Annotated in this window: 26 protein-coding genes; 15 read left to right on the top strand and 11 right to left on the bottom strand. The window is 70.5% G+C overall.

Translation table 11 applies throughout. From position 1 onward, the window contains the following. The first annotated feature begins 112 nt into the window (after positions 1 to 112). Both H9L41_RS20695 and H9L41_RS20690 read left to right on the top strand, forming a co-directional pair. Entirely contained in the window at positions 113 to 3,664 is a 3,552-nt protein-coding gene (locus H9L41_RS20695; protein WP_169730137.1) for an O-linked N-acetylglucosamine transferase family protein, read from the top strand. Between the two features lie 238 nt (positions 3,665 to 3,902). Next, positions 3,903 to 4,964 carry a glycosyltransferase family protein gene (locus H9L41_RS20690; protein ID WP_028444807.1) on the top strand — a complete coding sequence of 354 codons (1,062 nt, stop codon included), beginning with the start codon at positions 3,903 to 3,905 and terminating at the stop codon, positions 4,962 to 4,964. An 18-nt stretch (positions 4,965 to 4,982) separates the two neighbouring features. On the opposite strand, the gene H9L41_RS20685 is transcribed toward H9L41_RS20690, so the two are convergent. From H9L41_RS20685 to H9L41_RS20640, 10 genes are all read right to left on the bottom strand, one after another. Further along, positions 4,983 to 5,528, bottom strand: coding sequence for a hypothetical protein (locus H9L41_RS20685; protein WP_028444808.1), 546 nt, complete (start codon positions 5,526 to 5,528; stop codon positions 4,983 to 4,985). A gap of 76 nt (positions 5,529 to 5,604) precedes the next feature. Continuing rightward, positions 5,605 to 6,093, bottom strand: a complete 489-nt coding sequence (locus H9L41_RS20680) for an antibiotic biosynthesis monooxygenase family protein (RefSeq protein WP_211236808.1) — start codon at positions 6,091 to 6,093, stop codon at positions 5,605 to 5,607. Further along, on the bottom strand, positions 6,090 to 6,458 hold the full coding sequence (locus H9L41_RS20675; protein ID WP_051318712.1) for a hypothetical protein: 369 nt from the start codon (positions 6,456 to 6,458) through the stop codon (positions 6,090 to 6,092). Before H9L41_RS20675 ends, H9L41_RS20680 begins: the two co-directional genes overlap by 4 nt. 136 nt (positions 6,459 to 6,594) lie before the next feature. Beyond that, on the bottom strand, positions 6,595 to 7,089 hold the full coding sequence (locus H9L41_RS20670) for a DUF6265 family protein (RefSeq protein ID WP_051318713.1): 495 nt from the start codon (positions 7,087 to 7,089) through the stop codon (positions 6,595 to 6,597). Between the two features lie 50 nt (positions 7,090 to 7,139). Then, positions 7,140 to 7,502, bottom strand: coding sequence for a GFA family protein (locus H9L41_RS20665; RefSeq protein ID WP_028444810.1), 363 nt, complete (start codon positions 7,500 to 7,502; stop codon positions 7,140 to 7,142). A 113-nt stretch (positions 7,503 to 7,615) separates the two neighbouring features. After that, positions 7,616 to 8,404 carry a hypothetical protein gene (locus tag H9L41_RS20660; protein WP_028444811.1) on the bottom strand — a complete coding sequence of 263 codons (789 nt, stop codon included), beginning with the start codon at positions 8,402 to 8,404 and terminating at the stop codon, positions 7,616 to 7,618. 25 nt (positions 8,405 to 8,429) lie between these two features. Continuing rightward, a complete protein-coding gene (locus tag H9L41_RS20655; RefSeq protein WP_028444812.1) occupies positions 8,430 to 8,924 on the bottom strand; it encodes a cupin domain-containing protein in 495 nt (164 codons plus the stop codon). A gap of 139 nt (positions 8,925 to 9,063) precedes the next feature. After that, positions 9,064 to 9,402, bottom strand: a complete 339-nt coding sequence (locus H9L41_RS20650; protein WP_157461858.1) for a hypothetical protein — start codon at positions 9,400 to 9,402, stop codon at positions 9,064 to 9,066. Between the two features lie 83 nt (positions 9,403 to 9,485). Further along, a complete protein-coding gene (locus H9L41_RS20645) occupies positions 9,486 to 9,722 on the bottom strand; it encodes a hypothetical protein (RefSeq protein ID WP_187523559.1) in 237 nt (78 codons plus the stop codon). 734 nt (positions 9,723 to 10,456) lie between these two features. Further along, positions 10,457 to 10,840 carry a hypothetical protein gene (locus H9L41_RS20640; RefSeq protein ID WP_028444813.1) on the bottom strand — a complete coding sequence of 128 codons (384 nt, stop codon included), beginning with the start codon at positions 10,838 to 10,840 and terminating at the stop codon, positions 10,457 to 10,459. Positions 10,841 to 11,107: 267 nt separating this feature from the next. Between H9L41_RS20640 and H9L41_RS20635 the strand changes: the two genes are divergently transcribed. The 13 genes from H9L41_RS20635 (at position 11,108) to H9L41_RS20575 (ending at position 25,226) form a co-directional block, all read left to right on the top strand. Beyond that, positions 11,108 to 11,947, top strand: a complete 840-nt coding sequence (locus H9L41_RS20635; protein WP_028444814.1) for a class I SAM-dependent methyltransferase — start codon at positions 11,108 to 11,110, stop codon at positions 11,945 to 11,947. A gap of 25 nt (positions 11,948 to 11,972) precedes the next feature. Further along, entirely contained in the window at positions 11,973 to 12,668 is a 696-nt protein-coding gene (locus tag H9L41_RS20630) for a class I SAM-dependent methyltransferase (RefSeq protein WP_028444815.1), read from the top strand. Beyond that, positions 12,653 to 14,254 carry a class I SAM-dependent methyltransferase gene (locus tag H9L41_RS20625; RefSeq protein WP_169730138.1) on the top strand — a complete coding sequence of 534 codons (1,602 nt, stop codon included), beginning with the start codon at positions 12,653 to 12,655 and terminating at the stop codon, positions 14,252 to 14,254. The genes H9L41_RS20630 and H9L41_RS20625 overlap by 16 nt, the downstream gene beginning before the upstream one ends. Before the next feature lie 192 nt (positions 14,255 to 14,446). After that, positions 14,447 to 15,547, top strand: coding sequence for a CgeB family protein (locus tag H9L41_RS20620; RefSeq protein WP_187523558.1), 1,101 nt, complete (start codon positions 14,447 to 14,449; stop codon positions 15,545 to 15,547). Between the two features lie 85 nt (positions 15,548 to 15,632). Then, the gene (locus H9L41_RS20615; protein ID WP_084299906.1) at positions 15,633 to 16,574 is read left to right on the top strand and encodes a glycosyltransferase family protein; all 942 of its coding nucleotides are present in this window, start codon (positions 15,633 to 15,635) and stop codon (positions 16,572 to 16,574) included. Next, the gene (locus H9L41_RS20610; protein ID WP_034606049.1) at positions 16,574 to 18,256 is read left to right on the top strand and encodes a type I secretion system permease/ATPase; all 1,683 of its coding nucleotides are present in this window, start codon (positions 16,574 to 16,576) and stop codon (positions 18,254 to 18,256) included. The genes H9L41_RS20615 and H9L41_RS20610 overlap by 1 nt, the downstream gene beginning before the upstream one ends. Positions 18,257 to 18,341: 85 nt before the next feature. After that, positions 18,342 to 19,589, top strand: coding sequence for an HlyD family type I secretion periplasmic adaptor subunit (locus H9L41_RS20605; protein WP_187523557.1), 1,248 nt, complete (start codon positions 18,342 to 18,344; stop codon positions 19,587 to 19,589). 281 nt (positions 19,590 to 19,870) lie between these two features. Next, the gene (locus H9L41_RS20600; protein ID WP_034606053.1) at positions 19,871 to 20,515 is read left to right on the top strand and encodes a class I SAM-dependent methyltransferase; all 645 of its coding nucleotides are present in this window, start codon (positions 19,871 to 19,873) and stop codon (positions 20,513 to 20,515) included. Next, positions 20,512 to 21,282, top strand: a complete 771-nt coding sequence (locus H9L41_RS20595; protein ID WP_051318714.1) for a class I SAM-dependent methyltransferase — start codon at positions 20,512 to 20,514, stop codon at positions 21,280 to 21,282. The genes H9L41_RS20600 and H9L41_RS20595 overlap by 4 nt, the downstream gene beginning before the upstream one ends. Further along, a complete protein-coding gene (locus H9L41_RS20590; protein ID WP_028444820.1) occupies positions 21,279 to 22,175 on the top strand; it encodes a hypothetical protein in 897 nt (298 codons plus the stop codon). The genes H9L41_RS20595 and H9L41_RS20590 overlap by 4 nt, the downstream gene beginning before the upstream one ends. A 212-nt stretch (positions 22,176 to 22,387) precedes the next feature. After that, positions 22,388 to 23,332: a UDP-glucuronic acid decarboxylase family protein gene (locus H9L41_RS20585; protein ID WP_034606057.1), complete on the top strand. Its 945-nt coding sequence runs from the start codon at positions 22,388 to 22,390 to the stop codon at positions 23,330 to 23,332. 261 nt (positions 23,333 to 23,593) lie between these two features. Beyond that, positions 23,594 to 24,517, top strand: coding sequence for a glycosyltransferase family 47 protein (locus H9L41_RS20580; RefSeq protein ID WP_028444822.1), 924 nt, complete (start codon positions 23,594 to 23,596; stop codon positions 24,515 to 24,517). Between the two features lies 1 nt (position 24,518). Beyond that, positions 24,519 to 25,226 (top strand): class I SAM-dependent methyltransferase, encoded by a 708-nt coding sequence (locus H9L41_RS20575; protein WP_051318715.1) that lies wholly within the window; start codon positions 24,519 to 24,521, stop codon positions 25,224 to 25,226. A 305-nt stretch (positions 25,227 to 25,531) separates the two neighbouring features. Here H9L41_RS20575 and H9L41_RS20570 read toward each other — a convergent pair whose 3' ends face one another. Then, on the bottom strand, positions 25,532 to 26,566 hold the full coding sequence (locus H9L41_RS20570) for an aldo/keto reductase (RefSeq protein ID WP_028444823.1): 1,035 nt from the start codon (positions 26,564 to 26,566) through the stop codon (positions 25,532 to 25,534). Between the last annotated feature and the right edge of the window lie 103 nt (positions 26,567 to 26,669).

Here is a 26,669-nt window from a genome sequence, read left to right as displayed (position 1 = left end):
ACCGCAGAGGACGCCGAGGACGCGGAGCGATGGGTTGTCCTTTCCTCCGCGTCCCCGGTGTCCTCCGCGGTGAAACAGGATGCCGATTTCGATGGCTAGAACGGAGATGTGCGTGCGGCAAGACGAAACACTGAGGCAGGCGATCGCCGCCTGGCAGGCCGGCCGGGCCGACGAGGCCGAGCGGCTGGCGCGCCAGGCCGGTGAACGCGCCGAGGCCTGGATCCTGCGCGGCATGGCCGCGCGCCGCCGCGGCGACGCCGAGGCCGCCATCGCCGCCTACCGGCATGCGCTGACGCTCGACGCGCGCCAGCCCGACGCTTACAACAACCTGGCCAATGCGCTGAAGGATCTCGACCGCAACGAGGAGGCGATCCCGCTCTACCGCGAGGCATTGAAGCTGCAGCCGGCGGCGGCGCAGACGCTGGCCAACCTCGGCGGCGCGCTGCACGCGGTCGGCCGCATCGACGAGGCCGCCGACACGCTGGCGCAGGCGGTCGCGCTGGCGCCCGACAACGCCGACGCGCACTGGGACTACGCGCTGGCGCTACTGCACCAGGGCAATTACCGCAGCGGCCTGCAGGAATACGAATGGCGCTGGCGCCGCCGCCAGCCCGAGCCGCGCGCGCTGCCCGGCCCCGAGTGGGACGGCGGCGCGCTCGACGGCCGCACGGTGTTCGTCCACGCCGAGCAGGGCCTGGGCGACGCGATCCAGTGCCTGCGCTTCCTGCCCGAGCTGGCGCGGCGCGGCGGCCGCGTCATGCTCGAAGTGCAGGCCGACCTGCTGCCGCTGGTGCGCGAGCTGCCCGCCGTGGCTGCGCTGCTGGTGCAGGGCGAGCCGATCCCGCCCTACGACTGCCACGTCGCGCTGATGAGCCTGCCGCTCAAGCTCGGCCTGACGCTCGACGGCCTCGGCACCGAGGCCGGCTACCTGCCGGCCAACGCGGCGCGCGCCGGCTACTGGTCGGCGCGGCTGCCGCGCCAGGGCCTGCGCGTCGGCCTGGTCTGGGCCGGCAATCCGCGCGTGCGCAACGACAAGATCCGCTCGCCGCGGCTGGCGCCGCTGCTGCCGCTGTTCGACCTGCCCGGCGTCACCTTCGTGATCCTGCAGCACGGCGACGGCCGCCGCGACCTCGAAGGCCTGGCGCTGCCGCCCAACGTGCTCGACCTGGCCGCCGAGGCGCGCGACCTGGCCGACACCGCTGCGCTGATGAGTGCGCTCGACCTGGTCGTCAGCTCCGACACCGCCACGGCCCACCTGGCCGGCGCGCTCGGCCGGCCCGGCTGGATCGTGCTGCCGAAAGTGCCCGACTGGCGCTGGCTGATGGAGCGGACCGACAGCCCCTGGTACCCCTCGCTCAAGCTCTACCGCCAGGCCGAGGCCGGCGACTGGGCCGGCGTGGTGGCGCGGCTGGCGGCCGACCTGCGCGCGCTGGCGGGCGGGGCGACGCCGGCGGCGGCGGCGGCGCGGCCCGCGCCGGCCGTCGCGCCCGGCCCCGACGCCGCCACGGTCGAGCGCATCAACCAGGCGCTGCTGGCTTCGCGCCAGGGCCGCCACCGCGAGGCGCTGGCGCAGGCCGAGGCGGTGACCGCCGACCGGCCCGCCGAGGGCATGGGCTGGATGGTGCTCGGCGTGGTGCGCCGCGCCGCAGGCCGCGCCGAGGCGGCGCTCGAGGCCTACCGCCGCGCAGAGGCGCTGCTGCCGGGCAATCCCGAGCTGCACAACAACCTCGGCAACCTGCTGGTCGACCTCGGCCGCCACGCCGAGGCCGAGACCGCCTACCGCGCCGCCATCGCCCTGCGTGCCGACTGGACCTTGCCGTGGGTGGGCCTGGTCAACGCGCTCGACGGTGAGGGCCGCGCCGCGGACGCGCTGGCGGCGGCCGAGCAGGCGCTGCGGCGCTGGCCGGCCGAGGCCGGTCTGCTCAATGCGCGCGGCAAGCTGCATACCGAGGCCGGCCGGCCCGGTCCGGCGCTGGCCGATTTCGACGCCGCGCTGGCCGCCGCGCCCAAGCTGGCCGAGGCGCGCTACAACCGCGGCGTGGTGCTGCACAAGCTCGAGCGCTACCGCGATGCGATCGACAACGACCAGGCGCTGCTGGTCGACCAGCCCGACCACGTGCGCGCGCGCTACAACCTGGCGCTGGGCCTGCAGCAGCTGGGCCGGCTCGACGAGGCCGAGCTGCAGTACCGCGAGGCGCTGGCGCGCCAGCCCGACTACCACGCCGCCTGGATCAACCTGGCCGGCGTGGCGCAGCTGCGCAACGACCTCGAAGCCGCGCGGCGCAGCTATGCCGAGATCCTGCGGCGCTTCCCCGACGACATCGCCAGCCGCGTCGATGCGCTGCACGTGGCGCAGAAGCTGTGCGACTGGCAGGGCTTCGAGCGGCTGCGCGAGACGGTGGTCGAACCGGCGCTGGCGCTGGACGACAGCGCTACCGCGCCGCCGCCGTTCCCCTTCCTGTCCTTCCCGTGCCCGATCAGCGAGGCCGAGCAGTTGCGCATCGCCCAGCGCCATGCGCGCCAGCTGGCGCGCGATGTGGTGCCGCTGCCGCCGCGCAAGGCCGGGCCGCGGCCGGCGCAGCTGCGCATCGGCTACGTTTCGGCCGATTTCCACAACCACGCCACCGCTCACCTGATGCGTGGCCTGTTCGGCCGCCACGACCGCGCGCGCTTCGAGGTCTGGGCCTATTCCTTCGGCCCCGACGACGGCAGCGCCTACCGCGCCCGCATCGCGGCCGACTGCGACCGCTTCGTCGAGCTCGGCCCCTACGGCCCGGCCGAGTGCGCACGGCGCATCCACGCCGACGGCATCGACGTGCTGGTCGACCTCAAGGGCTATACCCGCGACAGCCGGCCGGCGATCTTCGCCCACCGGCCGGCGCCGCTGCAGCTGGCCTGGCTCGGCTACCCGGGCAGCATGGGCGCCGACTTCATCGACGCGGTGGTCACCGACCGCATCGTCACGCCGCCGGCGGCGCAGGCCGACTACCAGGAGAAGCTCGGCTGGCTGCCGCACTGCTACCAGGTCAACGACGACGGCCAGGAGATCGCCGCCGCGCCGAGCCGCGAGGACTGCGCCCTGCCCGACGGCGCCTTCGTGTTCTGCTGCTTCAACACCCACTACAAGCTCGACCCCTTCGTGTTCGGGCTGTGGATGGAAATCCTCGCCGCGGTGCCGGACAGCGTGCTGTGGCTGATCGACGGCTATCCCGATGCGCGGCTCAACCTGCGGCGCGAGATGGATGCGCGCGGTATCGACCCGGACCGGCTGGTGTTCGCCGGCAAGCGCGCCAAGGCCGACCACCTGGCGCGGCATGCGCATGCCGACCTGTTCCTCGACACCCGCTGGTACGGCGCCCACACCACCGCCAGCGACGCGCTGTGGGCCGGCGTGCCGGTGCTCAGCGTGGCCGGCGAGACCTTCGCCTCGCGCGTGGGGGCCAGCCTGCTGCACGCGGTCGGCCTGCCCGAGCTGGTGATGGCGGACTGGGACGCCTACAAGCGCGAGGCGATCGCGCTGGCGCAGTCGCCAGCCCGGCTGGCGGCGCTGAAGCAGAAGCTGGCCGCCAACCGGCGCAGCACGCCGCTGTTCGATACGGCCGGTTTCGTGGACGATCTGGAGGCGTTGTACGACCGGCTGTGGGACGAGGCGGCGGGGCATTGATGGCGATGACGTCTCGGCTGCGGGGGCCGAATGCAGGTCGGGCTTTACGCCCGACAGCGCCGCCGGCCGAGGGCGCCGTCGGGCGTAAAGCCCGACCTAGGTGGCGCGCAGCCTCGCAGTGGAAGGCTTGCATGCCGTTGTAGGTCGGAATGAATTCCGACCTGCCATGCGCGCCCGCCGTCCCTCGCGATGGACATTCGCGGCAGCAGCAGATGGATCGACTCGGAGAACGAACACCTTGAACGCGACCGAAACCCGGCTGGACGGCTACGAAGGCGTCTATTTCTACTTCCACGAGCGCGCGCTCACGCCGTTCGCCCATTGCGCCGAGGCGCTGGCCAGCGGCCTGGCCCGGCTCGGCGTGCCGGTCTACAGCAACCTGGTGGTGCCGGCGCTGTTCCAGACCCGCAGCGTGCACGAGCGCGGCCCGTGGCTCTACGTGTTCGTGCTGACCAATGAGCAGTGCGGGCCCGACTACCTGCGGCTGGTCGAGCAGTTCGACGGGCCGCGGCTGATCCTCAGCATGTCGGACGCCAACAACACCATCTTCCCGCCGGCCGGCGTGCCGGCGCTGATGACCCACGAGAGCCGCTGGCTGCAGATGGCCGGCCGCCGCATCCCCTGGGCCTTCGGCCTGTCGCCCCAGGTCGAGGCGCTGACCGCCGAGGTGCCGCCGTTCGAGGCGCGCGAGGCGGTGATCCTGCGCAACTTCCGTCCCTCGCTGCGCCAGGGCGTGCGCAACGCGCTCGACCTCGCGCTGCTGCCGCACCTCAAGGCGCGCTACCGGGTCGACGAGACGCTGTCGAGCGACAACGCGCCGGCGGTCAAGCATCACCATCACCACGACTATTTCGAACGGCTCAAGCACTCGTTCGGCTGCCTGGCCTACGGCGGCGAATTCTTCTCCAACCTGTTGAAACACAAGGAATTCCGCGACCCGCGCCACGAGGCGATCTTTTCGCACTACACCTTCGTGCACGACCCGGTGATCCTGCGCTGGGACAGCTGGCGGCTGTGGGAATCGCTGGCGGCCGGCTGCCTCACCTTCATGCTCGACGTCGAGCAATACGGCTTCGCCCTGCCGGTGGCGCCGCAGCCGTGGCGCCACTACGTGCCGGTCGATTTCGCCCGGCCGGCCGAATGCGTCGAGCGGCTGGCGGACGAGCCGGCGCTGGCGGCCGCCATCGCGGCGGCGGGACGCGAGTGGGTGAGGGCGGAATACGGCTGCGAGGCGGTGGCGCGGCGCTTTCTGGGCGTGGTGGCGGAATTGCGGGGCGTGGGCGAACTGGCGTCGGCGTAGCGGGCGGCGACGCTCGCTTCAGCGCGGTTCCGCGGCGGCCGGCTCGGCCAGCGTCGCGTCCCGCGCCATGGCTTCCCAGGTCGGCCAATCGATCTCCCGGCCGGGAAAGGCGACGCGCTCGAACGGCCAGCCATCCGCGATCCAGGCCTTCAGGATGTCGAGCGTCTGCTGCGCGTCGATCTGCGCATGCAGCGACGACAGCCAGAAGATGGTCTGCGCCTGGTAGCGCTGCTGGCGCAGATCGCCCTCGATCCGGGACTTGATCGGCCGGATGTAGACGCAGCCGAGATAGCGCTCGCCGGCCGGGTCGAGCATGGCGTAGGCATAGGCGACGTCCTGCTCGAATTCGGTCTCGTGGCGCTCCAGGTCGCCGCGGTTTTCCTCGAAGCTCATCTGCGGATCGGGCCAGTCGCTGTCCCGCCCGAATACATGGCGGATCGCGTCGGCGCTGGTCATCACCGCCTCGTAGTCGGGCTCGGCGTGGATGGGCGCCAGGACCTGCAGCTGGAACAGCGGATGCCGCCATTCGCGTGGGGCGGAGAAGGTCGCGGGGACGAAGGACATGGCTTGCGGGTCTCGGTTAGGCTGCGGCGGTGGCCGCCGGATGATCGGGATGGACGTCGGCGCGGACCGCCGTTGTCTAGGCACCGAACGTAACCTTGCCCGCCGCCGCCCTGCAACCGGTGCTCGCCGGCAGCACCATGAAATCGGCGACCGACTCCAGCACGATCTCGGGCAGGCTTTCCGCGATGGCCTCGCGCATCCGGCGGCTCGCCTCGGGGTCGATCGGCGCGCGCTCGAAGGCCTGCGACCGCGCCTGTGGGCTCGGCCATTGCGCATAGCTGTACCACAGGCCGTCGGGGCCGCGATGCAGGCGCGAGCCGAGCGAGCCGGCGGCCAGCAGATCGGCCGAGACCCGCGACCAGGCGTCGACGAAGGCCTGCTCCATTCCCGCATGCAGCCGCCAGCGGTACAGCACGGCGAAGCCGGGGCCGGTCGATGTCATGGCTGCATGTCCTTGCTGTGCTTCGGGTGGATCGGGCGGGCAGCGAGCGCCCGTGGCCGGCGCGACGGCATCCCGCCGCGTCGCGGCATCGGCGGGCGCGGACCGCCTGGGGACGGTCGTCACGGCGCGGCCTGCGGCATCAGCATGAACAGCACGGCCGTCTGGCGGCGCATGGGGTCGGGCTGGATGGTGATGTCCAGCTGCATCATCTCGCGCCGGTAGCGCGCGGGCGTCACCATGGTCCAGCCCAGTTGCGGCAGGGTAGCGGCGTAGAACGCCCGCACCTGTTCCACCGCGACCGCGCCGGTCGCCTCGGCTTCGACCTGGCGGCCGCCCGGCGCGTCGTAGACCAGGGCGGCGTCGGGCGGCGCGGTCAGGCCCGGCGCCAGCGGCACGTTGTCCATGCCCGGCACCATGTCCGCGGCCAGGGCGGGGCAGGGCAGGGCCAGCAGGCCGGCCAGCAGTGCGGCGGCGATCGGTGTCTTCATTGCGTTTCCTCCTGCGCCGCGGCGGGGCGGCGTCGATCCTTGCGGGTTCCGTCCGGGCGTCGCGGACTGGTCGTGTGCGGCCGATCGGCTGGCCGCAGGCGGCATCCGTTCGGCGGGATGGCCGGGCCTCGGCCGGTCAGCGCTCCGCCACGGGCTCGCATGGTACGCGCCGCAGCGGGAAGTCGACCGCGCGGGCGATGCCCTTGCGCGTGCCTTCGATGCGCGCGAGCAGGCGGTCCGGCTGCTGCAGGCGGTAGACGATGCGCTGCGGGAAGTCGTGCGCCGGATTCTCGAACGCCACCTGCTGCGCATCGAGAAGGGTCGCCGTGAAGGTCGCTTCGCGCTGGCCCGACGGCAGCGCGATATAGACCAGCCGGCCCTCGGCATCGCTGCGGATCTGCATGAACTCGTGCGCCACGGTCTGGCCGTTGCGCACCGTCCGGCTGACGCCGAGCAAGGTGCCGCCGGCCGGCGGCAGCCAGTGCTCGCCGGAGCCGGCTTCGCCGTGCTCGGCGGCCCAGCAGCCGGCCAGCCAGGCCAGCGACGACGCCTGCATGTCCGCCGCGCGGGCCGGCCCGGCCAGCGCCAGCAGCGCGGCGGCCAGGACGGGCAGGGCGCGCGCCCTGGGCATCGAGGGAACGACGGCGCGTTGTGGCGTGGCGAATCCGGCGCCGTGCCGGACTACTCGTCGAGGAATGTCCATGTATCGGCTCCATCGAAGCGGCGAACCCGGACCGAAGCGATCAGCGCGGGATCGAAATTGCCGAGGTGGACGCCGTGCTTGGCGCCCGGGGCCGGCGACAGCGGCTCCCAGTGCGTCACGCAGCCGCAGGTGCGGCAGCGGACGGTGCGCAGCGTCCGGTCGCCCTGGATGTATTCCTCGGTGGCTTCCGGATGCCCTTCGATGTGGACCGTGCCGAACTCGTAATAGACCCAGGGGCCGCCGAGGCGGCGGCACAGCGAGCAGTTGCAGGAGGTGGCCACTTCCGGCGTCGACGGCAGGGTGAGCCGGACCGCGCCGCAGTGGCAGGAACCTTGGTGCATGGGGATTCTCCGGGCCGCACGGCAGGCGATGCCGCGACGGCCGATGTTGGACGGGACGGGCGGCCGGCGGCGCAGACCGCCGGCGGAAGACGCCCGCCGGCCGGGTCAGGCGGCTAGCCTGCGCACGCCAGCTCCACCTGCCGATAATAGGCGATCGAATCGTGGAAGAACGCCCGCGGCATGAGCCGGTAATCGCGCAGCGCCTGCTCGACCCGATCGAGGCCGACCGCCTCGGCGCGCCGGTAGGCCTGCAACCCTTTCTCGACCCGCTCCTGCCGCGACGAGAAATCCGCGAACGGCAGGCCGTGGGCCTGGCCGAAATAGGCGAACTCCACCGTGGGCCGCAAGGCCAGGTACCTGATCGCGGGCCAGTGGAAGCCGGCGTAGGCGGCGGTGACCGACGGCGCGACGATATGCGCCTGCTCCCACAGGAAGAACTCGCGGAACAGCGCTTCCCGCTGCTCCGGTGCGAACGGCGTACCGCCGGCGTTCGACGCGTGGCAGGCGAGCAGCGCCTCGGTGAAGGCCTCCCCCATGCTCGACCCGACCGGGCCGGCGCCGTACTGCCTGGTGTAGTGGTACAGCGCATACGATTCGGCGCAGACCCGGCGGTTGATGTCGCGGAACCGGTCGGCGAAGTCGGCCAGCGCCTGCAACTGCGCCCGCCGCCGCGCGGGGCGGGCCAGGTACTGCAGCGACAGCAGCTGGCCGGCCAGCATGCCGCGGCGGAAGTAGCCGGCCGCCCACAGCGCGCCATGGGCCGCGATCAGCGGAAAGACGTTGCGACGGCCGGAGTCCTGGTACAGGTGGTGGTAGACGCAGGCGCGCTGCTGCAGGTCGTCCAGGCCGCCGGCGAGGCGGTAGCCCTTGCTTCTCAGCGCCTGGTACGCCGCCGCCGTCATGGATTCCTTCCGGGTACGGGCCGCATCACTGTTGCTCGTCGGTGCGCTCGCGGTCGTAGTAGTCGACCGTGTTCTCGGCGCGGAACAGCTTGCGCAGGCCGCGTTCGCTGCGCTTGCCGGCGGCGATCAGCACCTTCTGCGAATCGGGGTATTCGCAGGCTTCGAGCTCGGCGACCGTCGACAAGGCCAGGTAGCGCATGGTCGTGGTGCCGGTATTGATGATCTGGTGCGCGACCTCGGCGCCGCCGGTCGGGCAGGCGATCACGTCGTGCCGGCGGATCGGGTAGCGCCGGTCGCCGAAGCGCAGCTCGCCTTCGCCCTCCAGGATGAGGAACATCTCCTCCTCGCCGTGATGGCTGTGGAAGGGGCACTGGGCCTTGCCCGGCGGCAGCACGGTCAGGTTGTAGCCGAGCTGGCGCGCGCCGATGTGATCGCTGATCTGGCCGCGGCTCGAGGTGTAGTAACCGTTCTCTTCGACGTCGTCGAACTCGACTTCGTCGAGGTTCATCAGGGGTTTCATCGGGTTGTCCTCCATTGGGGCCGATCGTGGGTGCTGTACTCAGGGAGCTCGGGGCCGGGCTGTTGGACGGCGTGTTTCCGGCCAGCGTACATGCCTCGCCAAGCAAGGCCTCACAGCCATTGCCAGAATATCCAGCGTGTCATCGCGAATACGGTGCCGAAAAGAGCCGCGAAGCGCAGCCAGGCTGGGTTCCGCCAATCGGTGACGGCTTCGTCCGGTATGTCGGTGTCCAGGGGGAGGGCGAATCCGACCGAAATGAGGAGCAGCAGAAGTGGATGGATCCCTCGACGAAGTCCATCGCGGCTACTGGCAACACTAGGCCTGCCAGCGCGCCGGCCGCCGCGCTGCTCGCGACGGACATCGACATGGGATGGCCCCGGTGGGTGGCGAACATCGCGCTGCCGAACAGCAGGCCGATCACGGTGCCGGCAATCGAGGCGAGCGCGTAGAGCCGATCGGTTTCGGGTGGAGCGGACATTGGGAGACTTTCGGTTATTCGATGTGCTCAGGCAGGCTGCGGATGATTGCTCGAGGGACTGCCATTCGAGGCGTGCGGGATGGTCAGTTTTCTTCTGTCCGATCGTCGTCGGTATTGGTTTTTTTCGTGATGAATGGAAGGACCGAGATGGAGAGACCCATCAGGATCGCCACCAATGCTTCGGTATAGATTCCGAATTTCGCAGGAAGTATGGCTTCTAAAAGATCGAACTGCAGGGGGAATCCGGCAAACCACTCTCCCGTGAAAAGAGAATATCCACCGCCGGCTATCAAATATAAACCGGCCAGGAATACCCACATCGGCAGGTCCGGAATATCAGGGCGCGACCCGGGCATTTTCAAGAATCTGACTTTCGACATGGAGGGCGAATGGCGGCATGCAAATCATGCGGGAGGTGGCCTGTGCAGAGCATACCTGCGGCGCCGCTGCGAATGCGATACCGGAGGAAGGCGGCGAGGCGAAGCCAGGTGGGGTTCCGCGGATGATTCCGTCCTGCAGGTGCCCCGATGTTAGCGTCGGTGCCGTTCCCGTTCAGCTTTGGGTTCTTCATCGCAGAACTCGAGTAACCATGACGCATGACCGCGCATGGGCTTCTCGGCCGGACTCGACTATACGCTCCAGGGCTCGCTGTGCTTCCACCCCGTGCATCGCGGGAATCCCGATCAACGCCGTAGAGAAGCCATCGTTATCGAATCCTTCGTCGAAGCCGAGGTTGTATGCGGCAAACAACTCGGCAAGGACCGTCGGGCCTGCCAACTTTGCGAGTGGCCATGCCGCCGCTTCCCTGACGAAGAGTCGTCGCTCCCGCGCCGCGCGAGCAGTTTCGAAATGTCTTCGGTCCCGGCTTCCGCGCCAAGGCGTTCCACTGCCTGGACGCATGTCTCCAGGTCCTCGGATGCAAGCGCGGCGACAATCGCATCCCACGTGATGTCATTCATGCGGGCAGCCGTATTGATGTCCAGATAACCTGCAACAGGGTGGCGATGGCTGGTCGTCCGGCCGGATCCCGGCTAGACCGGATCCGATCGCGCAATCAGCCATTCAATTTGCTGGCGCAGGTCTGGAATTTCATGAAATCGGTTTTCGATTTGACAATGAAATCGATCATGAACCTGCCCATGATCCTGCCGCGGTTGAAATTGACCTGGGCTTCGGTCAGCTCCTTCCCGGCCAATTCTTCGGTCATCGCCTTGTTCTCGAGCTGAACGCTCGCGGAGATCGCGTTCGTGCATACCGACTTGTCGATGCCAAGGCAGCGGACGAATTCCTGCGAATCGCATTTCCCGAGCAGTGCGGTTTCGTCCAGCAGGATGCTGCTCAGCGGGTCTTTAGGTGCTGCGGGGGCTTCGGCGGGAACGCCGTCTTGCGCGTAGACGGCGATCGACAACAGGGCGGCAAGCAGATGCGTCTTTTTCATGCTCATTCTTTCTGACCATGGGTTTGGTGGGATGCAATACGCGGCGCTGTATAGCACGATTGTCCCCCGGCGTTCTGGCACGGCCGGTCGAAAGGCCGGGCAAACCGCTTTTGGCGAGACGGCCTGTGTCCGTCTCGCCGCAGCGCGCCGAGCCTGACCGGTTTGTAGGTTTGTGCCCCTCCGGTCGCGGACCGTGACGGCCGGGATATTTGCCGCAAGCCGACGCAATCCCCTGCAGCCCCCGCGTTTCTCGCCGATAACGAACCCATGCCCACCCCCGACCCCTACCGCCACCCCGTCGACCAATGCCCGCTCTGCCTCGCCGACGCGGCGCAGAGCCAGCTCGTGGTGGATGCGCCCTGCCGCCGCCATCCGCTCTGGCGCGAGGGACTGCCCGATACGCTGCACTGGCGCCAGTGCACCGCCTGCGGCCATGTCCACACCGCCTACACCTGGAGCGAGGCCGCGCTCGGCCGGATCTTCTCGCAGGCCCACGGCAACCAGGTCGCCGACGGCGTGCCGACCGCCGAGACCTACTCCGACCAGGACCGCAAGAAGTGGGCACCGGTGGTCGAGACCGCGATCCGCCTGCTCGGCGGCTTCGACGTGCTGTGGCGCGGCGAGCAGCTGTGGCTCGACGTCGGCTGCGGCAACGGCGCGCTGGTGTCGACCGCGCAGGAATACGGCTTCTCCGCGCTCGGCCTCGACATCCGCGCCGAGACCGCCAACCGGCTGCGCGAGCTCGGCTACCGCGCCCAGCAGGCCGATTTCCTCGGCAGCGATTTCGTCGGCCAGGCCCAGGTGATCTCGATGGCCGACGTGCTCGAACACCTGCCCAGCCCGATCGCCGCGCTGCGGCGCGCGCGTGCGCTGCTGGGGGAGGGCGGGGTACTCTTCATCTCCTGCCCCAATATGGACGCCTACTCCTGGCGCATCATGGATCGCCACGGCGTGAACCCCTACTGGTGGGAGATCGAGCACTACCACAACTTCACCCGCGCCTCGCTCAGCGGCCTGCTGCGCCGCGAAGGCTTCGAGGTGCTGGCCTACCAGGCCAACGACCGCTGGCGCTGCGGCATGGACCTGTTCGCCCGCGCCGCGTCCTGATTCCCCGCCCTTCCCAGGCCCGCCCATGAACCACGCCCTGTTCCTCGAACGCTTCCAGCAACGCTTCAGTCCCGCCGTCGCCAGCCAGCCCAGCCCGGCGCTCGAAGACCCGGAACTGCGCCGGCTGTTCGACCCCTGCCCCGAGGTCCAGGGCATGAGCTCGCCCAAGAAACTGCGGCTGCTCAACCTTGCATATGGCCTCTTGCCGCCGGGCGAGGCCTGGCTCGAGATCGGCACCTTCCACGGCAAGTCGCTGATCGCCACCCTGGCCGGCCAGCCGGCGCGGCCGTGCTACGCCTGCGACGACTTCTCGCAGTTCGGCGACCACGGCAACACGCTGGCCACGCTGCGCGCCAACCTGGCGGCGCACCAGCTGGCCGACCGGGTCAATTTCTTCCACGGCGACTTCCGCCGCTGCCTGACCGAGCAGCACGTCTACCACCCGGTCGGCGGCTACTTCTTCGACGGCCCGCACGACTACGCCAGCCAGTACGACGCGCTGCGGCTGGTCGAGCCGCTGCTGGCCGACGAGGCGCTGGTGATCGTCGACGACTGGCGCCGCGCCGACGATTCGGGCTCCGAGGCCAAGGCGGCCAGCGAGGACTGGATGGCCAGGTCGACCCGCCGCTGGCGCACGCTGATGGAGCTGCCGGCGCGCTACAACGGCGACCAGGCGATGTGGTGGAACGGCCTCGGCGTGCTGTGGTGCTCCAAGTCATGAGCCGCGGCCCGTTCCAGATCGTGCTGCTGGCGCCGCCGGGCTATGCCCACGTGGCGGCCTTCCGCGAGATCGCCGAGACGCTGCACCACGGCCTGCGCCGGCTCGGCGAGGACGCGCCGATCGTGCTCAACCGCATCGATCCGGGCCGTCGGCCGATCGTGCTCGGCGCCAACCTGCTGCCCTACCTGCCGCAGGCGCCCTGGCTGCCGCCCGAGACCATCGTCTACAACCTCGAACAGCTGATCGACGGCTCCCACCTGGTCAACGACGCGCTGCTGGCCGCGCTGCGCCGCCACGAGGTGTGGGACTACAGCGAGCGCAACATCGCCTGGCTGGCCCAGCGCGGCATCGCGGCGCGCCGGCTGCCGATCGCCTACGCCCCCGAGCTGAGCCGCATCGCCCCGGCCGACGAGCAGGACAAGGACATCGACGTCCTGTTCTACGGCTCGCTCAACCCGCGCCGCGAGGCGGTGCTGAACGCGCTGCGGGCGGCCGGCGCCACGGTGGCGGCGCTGTTCGGCGTCTACGGCGCCGAGCGCGACGCGCTGATCGCGCGCTCCAGGCTGGTGCTCAACGTCCACCGCAACGACGCGCGGGTGTTCGAGCTGGTGCGGGTCAGCTACCTGCTGGCCAACGGCTGCGCGGTGGTGGCCGAGGGCGATGCCGAGACCGAGCTGGCGGCCGACCTGCGCGAAGGCCTGGCGCTGGCGCCCTACGACGGCCTGGTCGAGCGCTGCCTGGCGCTGCTGCGCGACGAGGCCGGCCGCGCCGCGCTGGGCCGGCGCGGCTTCGCCGCCATGCGCCGGCGCGATGCGGCCGCCTTGCTCAAGCCGCTGCTGGCCGCGCCGGCCGGCAGCCCGCCGGCGCCGGTGTGGCACAGCCTGTCGCACTCCGACCCGGCCGTGACGCCCTACCACCAGATCGCCCGCCAGCAACTGGTCGACCTGATCGACCGGCCGCCGCGGCTGATGCTCGACGTCGGCTGCGGCGCCGGCGCCAGCTCGGCGCTGGTCAAGTCGCGCTTCCCCGCGGCGCGCGCCTGGGGCATCGAGCCGCACCGCGGCGCGGCGGCGCAGGCGGCCGGCCGGCTCGACCGGGTGTTCACCGGCCTGCTGGAAGAGGTCGACTTCGCCCGCGCCGGCCTGGCGCCCGGCGCCATCGATACCGTGCTGCTGGCCGACGTGCTCGAACACATGGTCGACCCGTGGGACGCGCTGCGGCGGCTGCGGCCCTGGCTGGCGGCGGATGCGCGGCTCTTGGTCAGCCTGCCCAACGCGCGCAACCTCGGCCTGCTCAACCGCATGGCCGAGGGCCGCTTCCAGTACGAGGCGATGGGCATCCTCGACGTCACCCACCTGCGCTTCTTCGCGCTGGCCGATGCGCGCCGCATGGTCGAGGAGACCGGCTACAAGGTGCGCAGCGTGCATCATGCGCTCGACCCGAGCCTGGCCGAGGCCTATGGCCGCTGCAATGGCCGCGCACCGCTCGACATCGGCTTCGGCCGGCTCACGGTGCGCGCCAACGACAACGGCGAGATCAACGAATTCTTCAGCCTGCAGCACTACCTGGTGCTGGAGCCTGCTTAGGAATGCCAACTTCAGCTCAACACCCGGCAAAGCCGGGTGCGAACCATCGAATATGAATCGACCGTCGATCGCTGATCTATTCCGCACCTCCCGCCCTCGCCGCTCGGGAGGCCCCGCCAAGTCGCAGACTTTGCGCGGTGGGCCAGCGGGGGCCTCGCTGGCGCTCGTCATGCGATTTGCTCAGAGGTCGCGATGAGCCGACCGTGGCAGATCCTGCTGCTGGCGCCGGCCGGTTACCCGCACATCGGCGCCTTCCGCGAGGTGGCCGAGACGCTGCACCACGCCTTCCGCCGGCTCGGCTGCGACGCGCCGATCGTGCTGAACCACCTGCTGCCGGGACGGCGGCCGCTGGTGCTGGGCTTCCACCTGCTGCCGTGGCTGGCGGCGCCGCCGGCGCTGCCCGGCGACGCGGTGATCTACAACCTGGAACAGCTGCCGGGCCTGGCGCTGGCCGAGCACCCGCAGCTCAAGCTGCTGCTGCGCCACGAGGTATGGGACTACAGCGCGCGCAACCTCGATTGGTTGCGTAGCCAGGGCGGCCGCGGCCGGCTGCTGCCGGTCGGCTGGGTGCCCGAGCTCGGCCGCATCGCGGTGCAGCCGGCCGAGGAAGTCGACGTGCTGTTCTACGGCACCATGAGCCCGCGCCGCCAGGCCATCCTCGACGCGCTGCGCGCGCGCGGCCTGCACGTGCGCTATGCCTACGGCGTCTACGGCGCCGAGCGCGACGCGCTGATCGGCGGGGCCAAGCTGGTGCTCAACCTGCACAACCGCGGCGCGCGCATCTTCGAACTGGTGCGGGTCAGCTACCTGCTGGCCAATGGCCGCGCGGTGGTGGCCGAGTGCGACGACGCGACCGAATTGCCCGCAGACCTGCGCGACGGGCTGTGCGCGGTGCCTTACGACGGGCTGGTGGATGCCTGCGCGGCCCTGGTCGCCGATCCGGCGGCGCGGCGCGAGCTGGGCCGGCGCGCGCTGGCGGCGATGCGGCGGCGCGATGCGGCGGGCTTGCTGGCGACTTTGCTGAAGGCGGAGGCGGCGGAAGACGGCGCGATCGCCGATGCCGCTCTGCCGGTTGGCGGGAACGCGCAGCTTATTGACGAAATATCGTCAGGCGAGGACTCGACCGGCGTCCCTCACCCTGCCCTCTCCCGGGGGAGAGGGGGCTGTCGCGGGCTGCTTCGGACGCCGCGTCGTCTTCCTTCGCCGAAGTCGCGAGCGTGGAGGTGTCGCTGCACTCACCCCTCTCCCCCGGGAGAGGCACCCGTTCCAGCAAGGCAGGAACGGAGAGGGTGAGGGCGCGCCGGTGGAGGAAGAAATGCGGGTGGAAGAGGGCTCGATCGCTGCTCCGCTTGCTGACCTCGCCGGGGAAGCAGGCTGGATGACGCTCGAAGTCGACCTCGCCCCGCCTGGCCCTATCACCACATCCGACACCCTCGCCGCCCAGCAGCGCCGCCCCCTGCGCCTGGCCGTCGTCTACGACCGCCTGCACCGCGCCGACACCACCGGCAGCCATCTCGACGCCGCCCTGCGCGCGGTCGGCGTCGACGTCGTGCACTACCCGCCGATGGCCATGGGCGAGGCCGGCCTGTATTTCCGCGGCTACGGCGAACTGCCGCGCGACGTCGACGCCTGCCTGTCGATCGACGACGACCTCGGTTACCCGACGCCCGAGCTCGATTGCCCGAGCCTCTACTGGTGCATCGACGTCCATCGCATGGACCGCCTGCTCGGTTCGCCGATGACGCGCTGGGACAAGCTGCGCGGCTTCGACCTGGCGCTGTCGGCCCAGCGCGACCGCGCGCTCGAACTCGGCATCCCCTGGCTGCCGCTGGCCGCCAGCCCCGGCCTGATCCGGCCGCTCGAAGGCGTCGAAAAGCGCTACGACTGGTGCTTCGTCGGCAACATCAACACCCCGGCGCGCGCCGCAGCGCTGGAATTCCTGCGGGCGCGGCTGCCCAACTGCTTCGTCGGCCAGGCCTGGGGCGAGGAGATGAACCGGGTCTACAACCAGTCGCACTTCATCCTCAACGTCAGCCACGCCAACGACGTCAACATGCGCTACTTCGAGGCCCAGGCCAGCGGCACGCCGCTGGTCACCAACCGGGTCGGCAACGGCGAGGACGAACTGTTCGACCACCTCTTGCTGTACGACGACCATGCCGGGCTTGCCGCCCTGGCGGACGATTTGCTTAACTACCCGCAAAACGCCGAACGCATCGGCCGCGCCCAGCGCGGCCAGCTGCTGGAACGGCATAGCTACGAGGCGAGAGCGAGAACCGTGCTGCAACTGCTGAAAGACCGCTTCGGAGTGGCTGCCTGATGCCCCTGCGCAGCGCCATCCTGGAAACCCGCCGCCTGTTCGCCTACGCAGCGGTGTTCAGCTTCTTCATCAACCTGCTGATCCTCGCGCCGTCGATCTACATGATGCAGGTGTTCGACCGCGTCATGGCTTCGCGCAGCAATCCCACGCTGTTCTTCCTCACCGTCGGGGTGGTCGGCGCGCTGCTCTTGATGATGGTGCTCGAGGTGCTGCGCTCGCGCCTCCTGGTCGCCGCCGGCGTCTACATCGACCGCCGCATGGGCGAGGTGATCGCCGGCCGGGTGCTGGCCGAGGCCGCCCAGCCGCTGGCGAGCCAGGCCCAGACCGCGCTGCGCGACCTGAGCGCGGTGCGCACCTTCCTTACCGGCACCGGCATGTACGCGCTGTTCGACGCGCCCTGGCTGCCGGTCTACCTGGCGCTGATCTTCCTGTTCTCGCCGGTGCTGGGCTGGTGCTCGCTGGCCGGCGCATTGCTGCTGCTGGCGATCGGCCTGTTCAACGAAGTGCTCAGCCGCGCCGCGCTCGAGCGCATGCAGACCGGCACGCTCACCACCCACCGCTTCTTCGACGCCGCGCTGCGCAACGCCGAGGTGGTCGCCGCGCTCGGCATGCACGGCGCGGTGCTGGCGCGCTGGCGCCGCCACAACCTCGAGGTGCTGCGCCAGCAGGTCGGCGCCAGCTTCGTGGTCGGCTTCTTCGCCAGCCTCACCCGCTTCGCCCGCCAGCTGCTGCAGGTGCTGATGATGGGCATCGGCGCGCTGCTGATCCTCGACGAGCACACCTCGCCCGGCGTGATGCTGGCCGCCACCTTCATCTCGGCCCGCGCGCTGGCGCCGGTCGAGCAACTGATCGGCAGCTGGAGCTTCCTGTCGGAGGCGCGCAACGCCTACGGCCGGCTGCGCCAGTTCCTCACCGTCGACGCGGTCGATCCGGTCGACCAGGTGGCACTGCCGCCGCCGCGCGGCGACGTGGCGGTCGAGCAGCTGGTGTTCACGCTCGGCGCCGGCAACCGGCCGGTGCTGCGCGGCATCAGCTTCATGGCGCGGGCGGGCGAGCAGATCGGCATCGCCGGCCCCAGCGGTTCGGGCAAGACCACGCTGGCGCGGCTGCTGCTCGGCGTGTGGAAGCCGCTGGCCGGCACGGTGCGGCTCGACGGCGCCGACATGGCCGGCTTGCCGCGCGAATGGTTGGGCCGCCACGTCGGCTACCTGCCGCAGGACGTCGAGCTGTTCGCCGGCACGGTGGGCGAGAACATCGCCCGGCTCGGCGCGATCGATTCCGACGCGGTGGTGCGCGCCGCCCAGCGCGCCGGCGCGCACGACATGATCCTGCGGCTGCCGCAGGGCTACGAGACGCCGCTGGGCGAGGGCGGCGCCGGGCTGTCGGGCGGCCAGCGCCAGCGCGTCGCGCTGGCCCGCGCGCTGTACGGCGATCCGCGCCTGGTGGTGCTGGACGAGCCGAATTCCAATCTCGACGCCGAGGGCGAGCTGGCGCTGCTCGAATGCTTCGCCGGCCTGCGCCGCGACGGCGTCACGCTGCTGGTGATCGCGCACAAGCCCTCGCTGTTCCAGCATTTCGACAAGCTGCTGATCCTGCGCAGCGGCGCGGTCGAAGCCTTCGACACGGTGGCCGCGGTGGCGGCCCAGTATTCGGCGCCGAACCCGGCAGAGAGCAGGGCCTGACCATGCTGAAACGCGTACAGGACTGGCTCACCCCGACGCCGACCTCGACCTGGCCGGCGACCCCGGCCGGCTGATCCACGGCGGCATGTGGCTGATCGCGCTGCTGATCGGCGGCGGCTTCCTGTGGATGGCGCTGGCGCCGCTGGCCGGCGCGGTGATCGCCAACGGCACGGTGCGCACCGAGCAGACCCGGCTGCCGATCCAGCATGCCGGCGGCGGCACGGTGGCCGGCGTGCTGGTGCGCGACGGCGACGTGGTCAAGGCCGGCCAGCCGCTGCTGACCATGCACGATCCGCGCACCCAGGCGACCTACGACACCTACCTGATCGGCATCTTCGCCGAGCAGGCCAAGCAGGCGCGGCTGCGTGCCGAGCAGGTGCTGGCGGCCGAGCTGCGCTACCCGGCCGAGCTCGAGGCCGAGCGCGGCAAGCCGCGCCGGGCCGACATCCTCGACCAGGAAAGGCGGGTGTTCCAGACCCGCCGCAATGCGCTGACCCACCAGATCGCCATTTTCGAAGCGCAGCAGGCCAGCGTGAAGCAGGAGACCGGCGTGCTGCGCCGCCGCGTCGATTCGCAGCGCGAGGCCGGTCGCCTCCTGGGCGAGGAGGCCGACGCCAACCGCAAGCTGGCCGACGCCGGCTTCGTCGCCAAGACCCGGGTGACCGGCCTGGAGCGCAGCGCCGCCGAGTACCGCGCCAGCGTCAACGAGCTGGAGAGCGACATGCTGCGGGCCGACCAGCGCGTGCTCGACTACGCCTGGCGCATCGAGGAGATGAAGGGCGGCTACGTGCAGGCCGCCACCGCCGAGCTCAAGGAGAGCCAGCTGCGGCTGGAGGAGCTGCAGCAGTCGCTGCGGCCGATCGAGGATGCCCAGCGCAAGATGACGGTGGTGGCGCCGGCCGACGGCCGCATCATGAACCTGCGCGTGCAGTCCGCCGGCATGGTGGTCGGCGCCGGCGCGCCGCTGATGGAGCTGGTGCCGGCGCACAGCCCGCTGCAGCTCGATTCGGGCGTGGCGCCGAAGGACATCCGCCATATCCGCCTCGGCCAGCCGGTCGAGGTCAGCCTGACCGCCTACAACCACCGCACCACGCCGCGGGTGATGGGCAAGGTGGTCTACGTCGCGCCCGACGCGGTCGGCAGCGAGGCGGTGCCGTCCTACTACCCGGTCAAGGTCGAGCTCGACGCCGCCTCGCTGCGCGAAGCCGGCGTCGAAGGCCTGCTGCCGGGCATGCAGGCGGTGCTGTACTTCCGCACCGAGGACCGCACGCTGCTCGACTACCTGCTCGAGCCCATCGTCGATTCGCTGCGCTCGGCGTTCCGGGAGCCTTGAGCGTGACTACGCGTATCGACGCCCGTTTCCATCCGAACAGCGCAGGCTGTGGCACGTTCCGTAGGTCGGATTTCAATCCGACGGCGATCTCCGGCAACGGCGCGGTCGGACTGAAGTCCGACCTGCCGGTTTTCGTCGGAGCGGTTTCAGCCGCGAATGCCGGGCGTAGCGCGAATCGCCGTTCGCGGCTGAAACCGCTGCTACGGAGTCTTGCAGCCCGGGCCGGCATGCCCCGTTCCCCTTCACCCGTCGCCCAAGCGGCCCGCTAGGAGTCCGTCCTCATGGCCATCTATTCCGACGCCGTCTTCCACGTGAACAACCTCGAGGAAGCGCGCCGCATCATCCTCACGCCCGAGCGCGGGCTCGATACCGACAGCCGCTGGGCCAGCGAGACGCCGTGGCTGCGCGACCAGATGGTGGCCGCCTTCCCCGAGCACGGCTTCGTGCTCGACTTCGGCTGCGGCGTCGGCCGCCTCGCCAAGGCTTGGCTCGACGCGCGGCCGGCCGGCCGGGTGCTCGGCGTCGACCTCAGCCGCGAGATGCGCCAGCTGGCGCCCGGCTATGTCGAGCACGACCGCTTCGCCGCCTGCGCGCCGGGCTTCTTCCAGGCGCTGCTGGCCGACGGCCTGCGCTTCGACGGCGCGGTGGCCTGCTGGATCATCCAGCACGTGTTCGACCCGGCCGGCGAGATCGAGCGGTTGCACGCCGCGCTCAAGCCCGGCGGCCGGCTGATGGTGGTCAACAACAACCGCCGCGCGGTGCCGACCGACCGCGGCTGGGTCGACGACGGCTTCGACGTGGCGGCCGCGCTGGCCGCCCGCTTCGAGGTCGAGGCGCTCGGCCGGCTGCCGGTCGACGCCAGCAGCGAGCACATCTCCAGCAACACCTTCATCGGCGTCTACCGGCGCCGCGCGGAGCCCGCATGAAACCCGACCTCGAACAGGCCCACCGCAACGCCATGGCGCAGACGCGCGGCCTGGCCAACGCGCTGCGCCGGCTGGAAATGACCGAGCACTATTTCGACCTGACCGGCGGCGTGGTGCAGACCGGCCCCTTCCTCGGCATGCAGTTGCTGGCCGAGGTCGCCTGGGGCGACGGCGACAAGCTGCCCAAGCTCTTGGGCTGCTACGAGGCCGAGCTGCATGGCGTGTTCGAACGGCTGCTGCGGCGCGAACATCGCCGGGTGGTCAACGTCGGCGCGGCCGAGGGCTATTACGCCATCGGCCTGGCGCTCAAGCTGGCGCAGGCCGAGGTGATCGCCTTCGAGATGAACGAGCGCGCGCAGGCGATCTGCCGCGCCGCCGCCGAGCGCAACGGCGTGGCCGGCCGGCTGCGGGTGGCCGGCGCCTGCGACCTGGCCGGCCTCGGCGCCGCCATCGCCGGCCCTGGGCCGACGCTCTTGGTGATGGACTGCGAGGGCGGCGAGATGGAGCTGCTCGACCCGGCGCGGCTGCCGGCGCTGGCGCAGTGCGACATCGTGGTCGAGTGCCACGACTTCGCCAACCGCAGCATCACCCCGCTGCTGATCGAGCGGCTGGCGGCCAGCCACCGGCTGGAGCGCATCGAGGAAGGCCCGCGCGACCCGAACCGCGACACCTGGCTGCGCACGCTGCCCAGCGCCGACCGCTGGCTGGCGGTGACCGAGGGCCGGCCCGAGACCATGAGCTGGCTGGTGGCCTGGGCGCAGCCATGACGGTCCACCTGCTCGAACATGCCGGCCAGGCTTTCGTGCCGGGCGCCGCTGCGTCGACCGCCGAGGTCGCGCTGGTCACGCTGGCGGTCGGCGAGCGCTACCTGCGCGGCTGGCAGCAGGTGGCGCGGCAGAGCTGGGAGCGCTACGCCGAGCGCCACGGCTACGACATCGTCGCCATCGCCCATCCGCTCGACACCAGCCCCGAGGCGCAGGCGCGCTCGGTGGCCTGGCAGAAGTGCCTGATCCTGTCGCAGCCGTGGTCGGCCGCCTACCGCCGCATCGTCTGGGTCGACGCCGACATCGTCATCAACCCGGCCGCGCCGCCGATCGCCGCCGCGGTGCCGCCGGGCCGCGTCGGCGGCACGCTCAACTACGCCCAGCATTCGCCGGCCGAGCACCATATCCGGCTCGAACGCACGCCCGAGGGCCTGCGCCCGCCGCTCGATCGCGCCGCGCTGGCGGCCAGCCTCGATGCGGTCGAGACCGCCTGGGACGACTACCACCGCTTCATCTACCGCCAGTTCGAGCAGCTCGACACGCCGGCCACCCGCATCGTGCAGACCGGCGTGCTGGTGCTCGAGCCCGGACCGCACCGCGCGCTGCTGGAGCGCGCCTACGCCCACGTGCAGCGCACGCGCTGCTACGAGCAGCACCCGCTGTCGGCGATCCTGCTCGACGAGGGCTGGCTGCATCCGATCAGCCCGCGCTACAACTGGATCTTCTACGAGGCCTGCGCGCTGTATTACCCGCCGCTGCTCGACGCCGGCGGCGAGGTGCCGTGGGAGCTGTTCCAGCTGGCGTTCAACGTGCAGTTCCACAACAACGCCTGGTTCCTGCATTTCGCCGGCATGGAAAAACTGTTCGAACGCATCGTCGGGCTGCGTTTCGGCTGAGGCGGGACAGGACCTGCAGGAGCGGCTTCAGCCGCGAACCCGGTGGGGCGGCGCTGCGGCCATTCGCGGCTGAAGCCGCTGCTACGGCGCTCCCCGACCTACCTGGCGCGGCCCCGGCGGTTGTCGGGACAGGTCGATCGCACGACGGCATACCGGTCCGGCAAGACAAACGGATTTCCGAAGGACGAGACGAAAAGGGAAGAACAATCATGATGGACGATCCAAGAATCCTGGTCACCGGCGGCGCCGGCTTCCTCGGCTCCCACCTGTGCGACCGGCTGGTCGCCTCCGGCCGCGACGTGCTGTGCGTCGACAACTTCTTCACCGGCTCCAAGCGCAACGTCGCCCACCTGATCGGCCAGCCGCATTTCGAGCTGATGCGGCACGACGTCACCTTCCCGCTGTTCGTCGAGGTCGACCGCATCTTCAACCTGGCCTGCCCGGCCAGCCCGGTGCACTACCAGTACGACCCGGTGCAGACCACCAAGACCAGCGTGCACGGCGCCATCAACATGCTGGGCCTCGCCAAGCGCACCGGTGCGCGCATCCTGCAGGCCTCGACCAGCGAGGTCTACGGCGATCCCGAGGTGCATCCGCAGCCCGAGGGCTACTGGGGCCGGGTCAATCCGATCGGCATCCGCTCGTGCTACGACGAGGGCAAGCGCTGCGCCGAGACGCTGTTCTTCGACTACCACCGCCAGCACCGCGTCGACATCAAGGTGATGCGCATCTTCAATACCTATGGCCCGCGCATGCATCCGAACGACGGCCGGGTGGTCAGCAACTTCATCGTGCAGGCGCTCAAGGGCGAGGACCTGACCATCTACGGCGACGGCAGCCAGACGCGCTCGTTCTGCTACGTCGACGACCTGATCGAGGGCATGCTGCGGCTGATGGACAGCCCGGCCGGCTTCACCGGCCCGGTCAACATCGGCAACCCCGGCGAATTCACCATGCTGGAGCTGGCCGAGCTGGTCCTCAAGCAGGTCGGCGGCGCCTCGAAGCTGGTCCACAAGCCGCTGCCGGCCGACGATCCGAAGCAGCGCAAGCCCGACATCGCGCTGGCCCAGTCCGCGCTCGGCTGGCAGCCGACGGTGGCGCTGGAAGACGGCCTGCGCGAGACCATCGCGTATTTCCGCAAGCTGCTGGCCAGCTGAATGCCGCAGTCCCCGTAGGAGCGGCTTCAGCCGCGAATGGCCGGGCGGGCACGATCGCGATTCGCGGCTGAAACCGCTCCTACACCACCGTGCCGTCGACCGTGCCGCCGCCGTAGGCCGGGCCTTACGCCCGGCAGCGCTGTCGAACGAAGTCGCCGTCGGGCGTATAGCCCGACCTGCGGGGCGGGTAGCCGATCGATGGACATGGCAGCCACCACGCCGGCCGCGCCCGAACCAGCAAGAGTTCTACGAAGGACCGTGATGCAGACCCTCGACGTCGCCTGGAACGCCCGCACGCTCAACTACGTGCTGGAAAGCCATTTCGTCCACGACACGCTGCTGGCCGATCCGCGCTGGCGGCTGTCGGTGCAGGTCGCCCACGAGGGCCAGCCCTTCCTCGCGCCGCCGCGCATGCTGCTGGTGTCGCTGCGCGACGAGTGGTGGGGCCAGCTCGAGCGGCTCAAGCAGCGCGGCCACCGCGTCGCCCTGTTGCACCTGGGCGACGAGCACTGCAGCGACGCGCGCGATGCCTATGCCCACGTCGAACTGGTGCTGCGGCCCTACTACACGCCCGAGGCGCACGCCGACGCGCTGAGCCGGGTGCCGACCGTATGGGTGCCGTTCGGCTACCGCACCGGCATCGGCCCGCGCCGGGCCGACAGCCTCAAGCCGGTGGCGTTGCGGCGCAACCTGGCGGCCTTCATCGGCTGGCTCGACAACGGCGCGGCGCACGGCAACGAGCGGGCCGACTTCGCCGCGGCCGGCGCCGAGTGCGGCGGCGACTGCGTGCTGTACGCCACTGCCGGCTTCTCGCGCGGCTGGCAGCCCGGCATGTACGCCGCGATGATGGAAGACTGCGTGTTCGCGCCGTGCCCGGCCGGCAACGCGCCGGAGACGCTGCGGCTGTACGACGCGCTGGAACTGGGCTGCATCCCGATCAGCCGGCCGCACGCCTTCCTGCTCGACGCCGCGGCGATGGGCGGCGTGCCGTTCCCGCTGCTGGACGACTGGTCCGAGCTGCCGGCGATGCTGGCCGAATTCCGCCGCCAGCGCGCCGAGGAGCCGGCGCGTATCGAGGCATTGCAAAGAGAGGTCTACCAATGGTGGCAAGCGAAGAAGCGCGAGCTGGCCGCGCGCGGCCGGCAGGCGCTGGCGCAGTGGCTGGCCGCCACGGAAGGAGCCTGAGATGAGCGATAGCGTCGCCGTTCCGCTCGAGATCGCCACGCTGGCCGACGGCCCGCAGGCGGTCGCCGCCTGGCTGGCGGCCCACCCGGTGGCCGGCCTGCACTGCGGCTCGGGCGTCAACCTGCAGGCGGGCTGGCTCAATACCGACGCGATGCAGCTGGTGGGCAGCAACGGTGCCGTCAGCGCGCCGGGCCGGCTGTGCCGTGTCGGCGCCGACCGCTACTACCTGCAGCACGACGCCGCCCAGCCTTTCCCGCTGCCCGACGGCAGCCTGCGCTGGATCTACAGCGAGCATTTCATCGAACACCTGCCCTGGCCCGAGGGCCTGCGCTGGCTGGCCGAGATGCGCCGGCTGCTGCGGTCCGGCGGCACCATCCGCATCAGCACGCCGGACCTGGCGCGCTACATCGCCGGCTATCTCGATCCCGAGCAGACGCTGTTCCAGGCCCAGCACCGCTACCTGACCGAACACGGCTCGCGCAACGTGCCGACGCGGCGCAGCTTCATGTTCAACCAGCTGTTCTTCTACTGGGGGCATTGCTGGATCTACGACTTCGACGAACTCACCCACGCCCTGCGCCAGGCCGGCTTCCCGGCCGGCGGCATCGTGCGGCGGGCGTTCCGCGAAGGCGGCGATCCGGCGCTGGCGGCGCTCGACCAGGCGATGCGGCAGCAGGAGAGCCTTTACGTCGAGGCGGGGCGCGATTGAAGTATCGGCTTGGGCCTGATCGATCTCCATCTCATACGGCAATCGTTCTGCTGTGCCGTATGAAGGTGACGCGGCCCACCCTCTTCCTCCGGGAGAGGGCAGGGTGAGGGAGCGGCGGTTGAGTGATAGCTGACCGTCGTCATCCTTGAGCCGGCAGTGTTTGCCTGAACCGCCGCTCCCTCGCCTCCCCATTCCTGCTGCGCAGGAATGGGTGCCTCTCCCGGAGGGAGCGGGGCTTAAAAAACCGTGGTCATCACGGTTGTCGCATGAGTTCGACGCCAATCGGGCGGAGTCGGCAAACCGCCTCACGGCGCCGGATTCGGCCAGCGCCGATGGATCGCCTCGATCCCCGCCATCACCTCGTCCGACAGCTTCAGCTCCGCCCCCGCGATGTTCTCCTCCAGCTGCGCCGCCGTGGTCGCGCCGAGGATCAGGCTGCCCATGTACCAGCGGTTCGCCACCCAGGCCAGCGCCATCTGCGCGGGCGCGAGGCCATGCTCGCGCGCCAGCTGCACATAGGCCGCCACCGCCGGCGCCAGGTATTCCTTGGTGTAGCGCTGGCCGAAGGCGGGAAAACGCCGCACCCGGCCGTCCGCCTGCGGGTCGTCGAGGTATTTGCCGCTCAGGTGGCCGAAGGCCAGCGCGCTGTAGCCGAGCAGGCTCACCTGCTCGCGGTGGCAGGTCTCGGCCAGGCCGTTCTCGAAAGTCCGGTTCACCAGGCTGAACGCGTTCTGGATGCTGGCGATGCGCGGCAGGCCATGCAGATCGGCCAGCCGGACGAATTCCGACACCCCCCACGGCGTCTCGTTGGACACGCCGACGTAGCGGATCTTGCCGGCCGCCACCAGCCGGCCGAGCGCTTCGAGCTGCTCGTGGATGCCGGGCCGGCCGCTTTCGTCGGCCGGCTCGTACTGGCTGGCGCCGAACATCGGCACGCTGCGGGCCGGCCAGTGGATCTGGTACAGGTCGATGTAGTCGGTGCGCAGCCGGCGCAGGCTCGCTTCGAGCGCCGCGGCGATCTGGCCGCCGTCGCAGGTCAGCGGGTCGCGCAGCCAGCGCAGGCCGCGGCCGGGGCCGGCCACCTTGCTGGCGACGATCACCTTGTCGCGCGGCTGGCGCGCCAGCCAGCTGCCGACATAGGCCTCGCTCAGGCCCTGGGTCTCGGCGCGGGCCGGCACCGGGTACATCTCGGCGACGTCGACGAAGTCGATGCCGCGGTCGCGGGCGAGATCGAGCAGGCGATGCGATTCGGCCTCGCTGTTCTGCTCGCCGAAGGTCATGGTGCCGAGGCAGAGGCGCGAGACGCGCAGGTCGCTGCGGCCGAGCTGGGTGGTGTGCATGGCGGGAATTCCAGGTGGTTGGATCGGGTGGTTCAGTGACCGGATGCGGGACGGAATTCGATTTCCGGCAGCGCCGCCGATGGGGTGACGCCGCCGGCAGGCC

Origin of the sequence: Chitinimonas koreensis (assembly GCF_014353015.1) — a bacterium.
Classification (GTDB): Bacteria; Pseudomonadota; Gammaproteobacteria; order Burkholderiales; family Chitinimonadaceae; genus Chitinimonas; species Chitinimonas koreensis.
The sequence above is the reverse complement of the archived record's forward strand: the minus strand, read 5'-3'. Positions and strand labels throughout refer to the sequence as shown.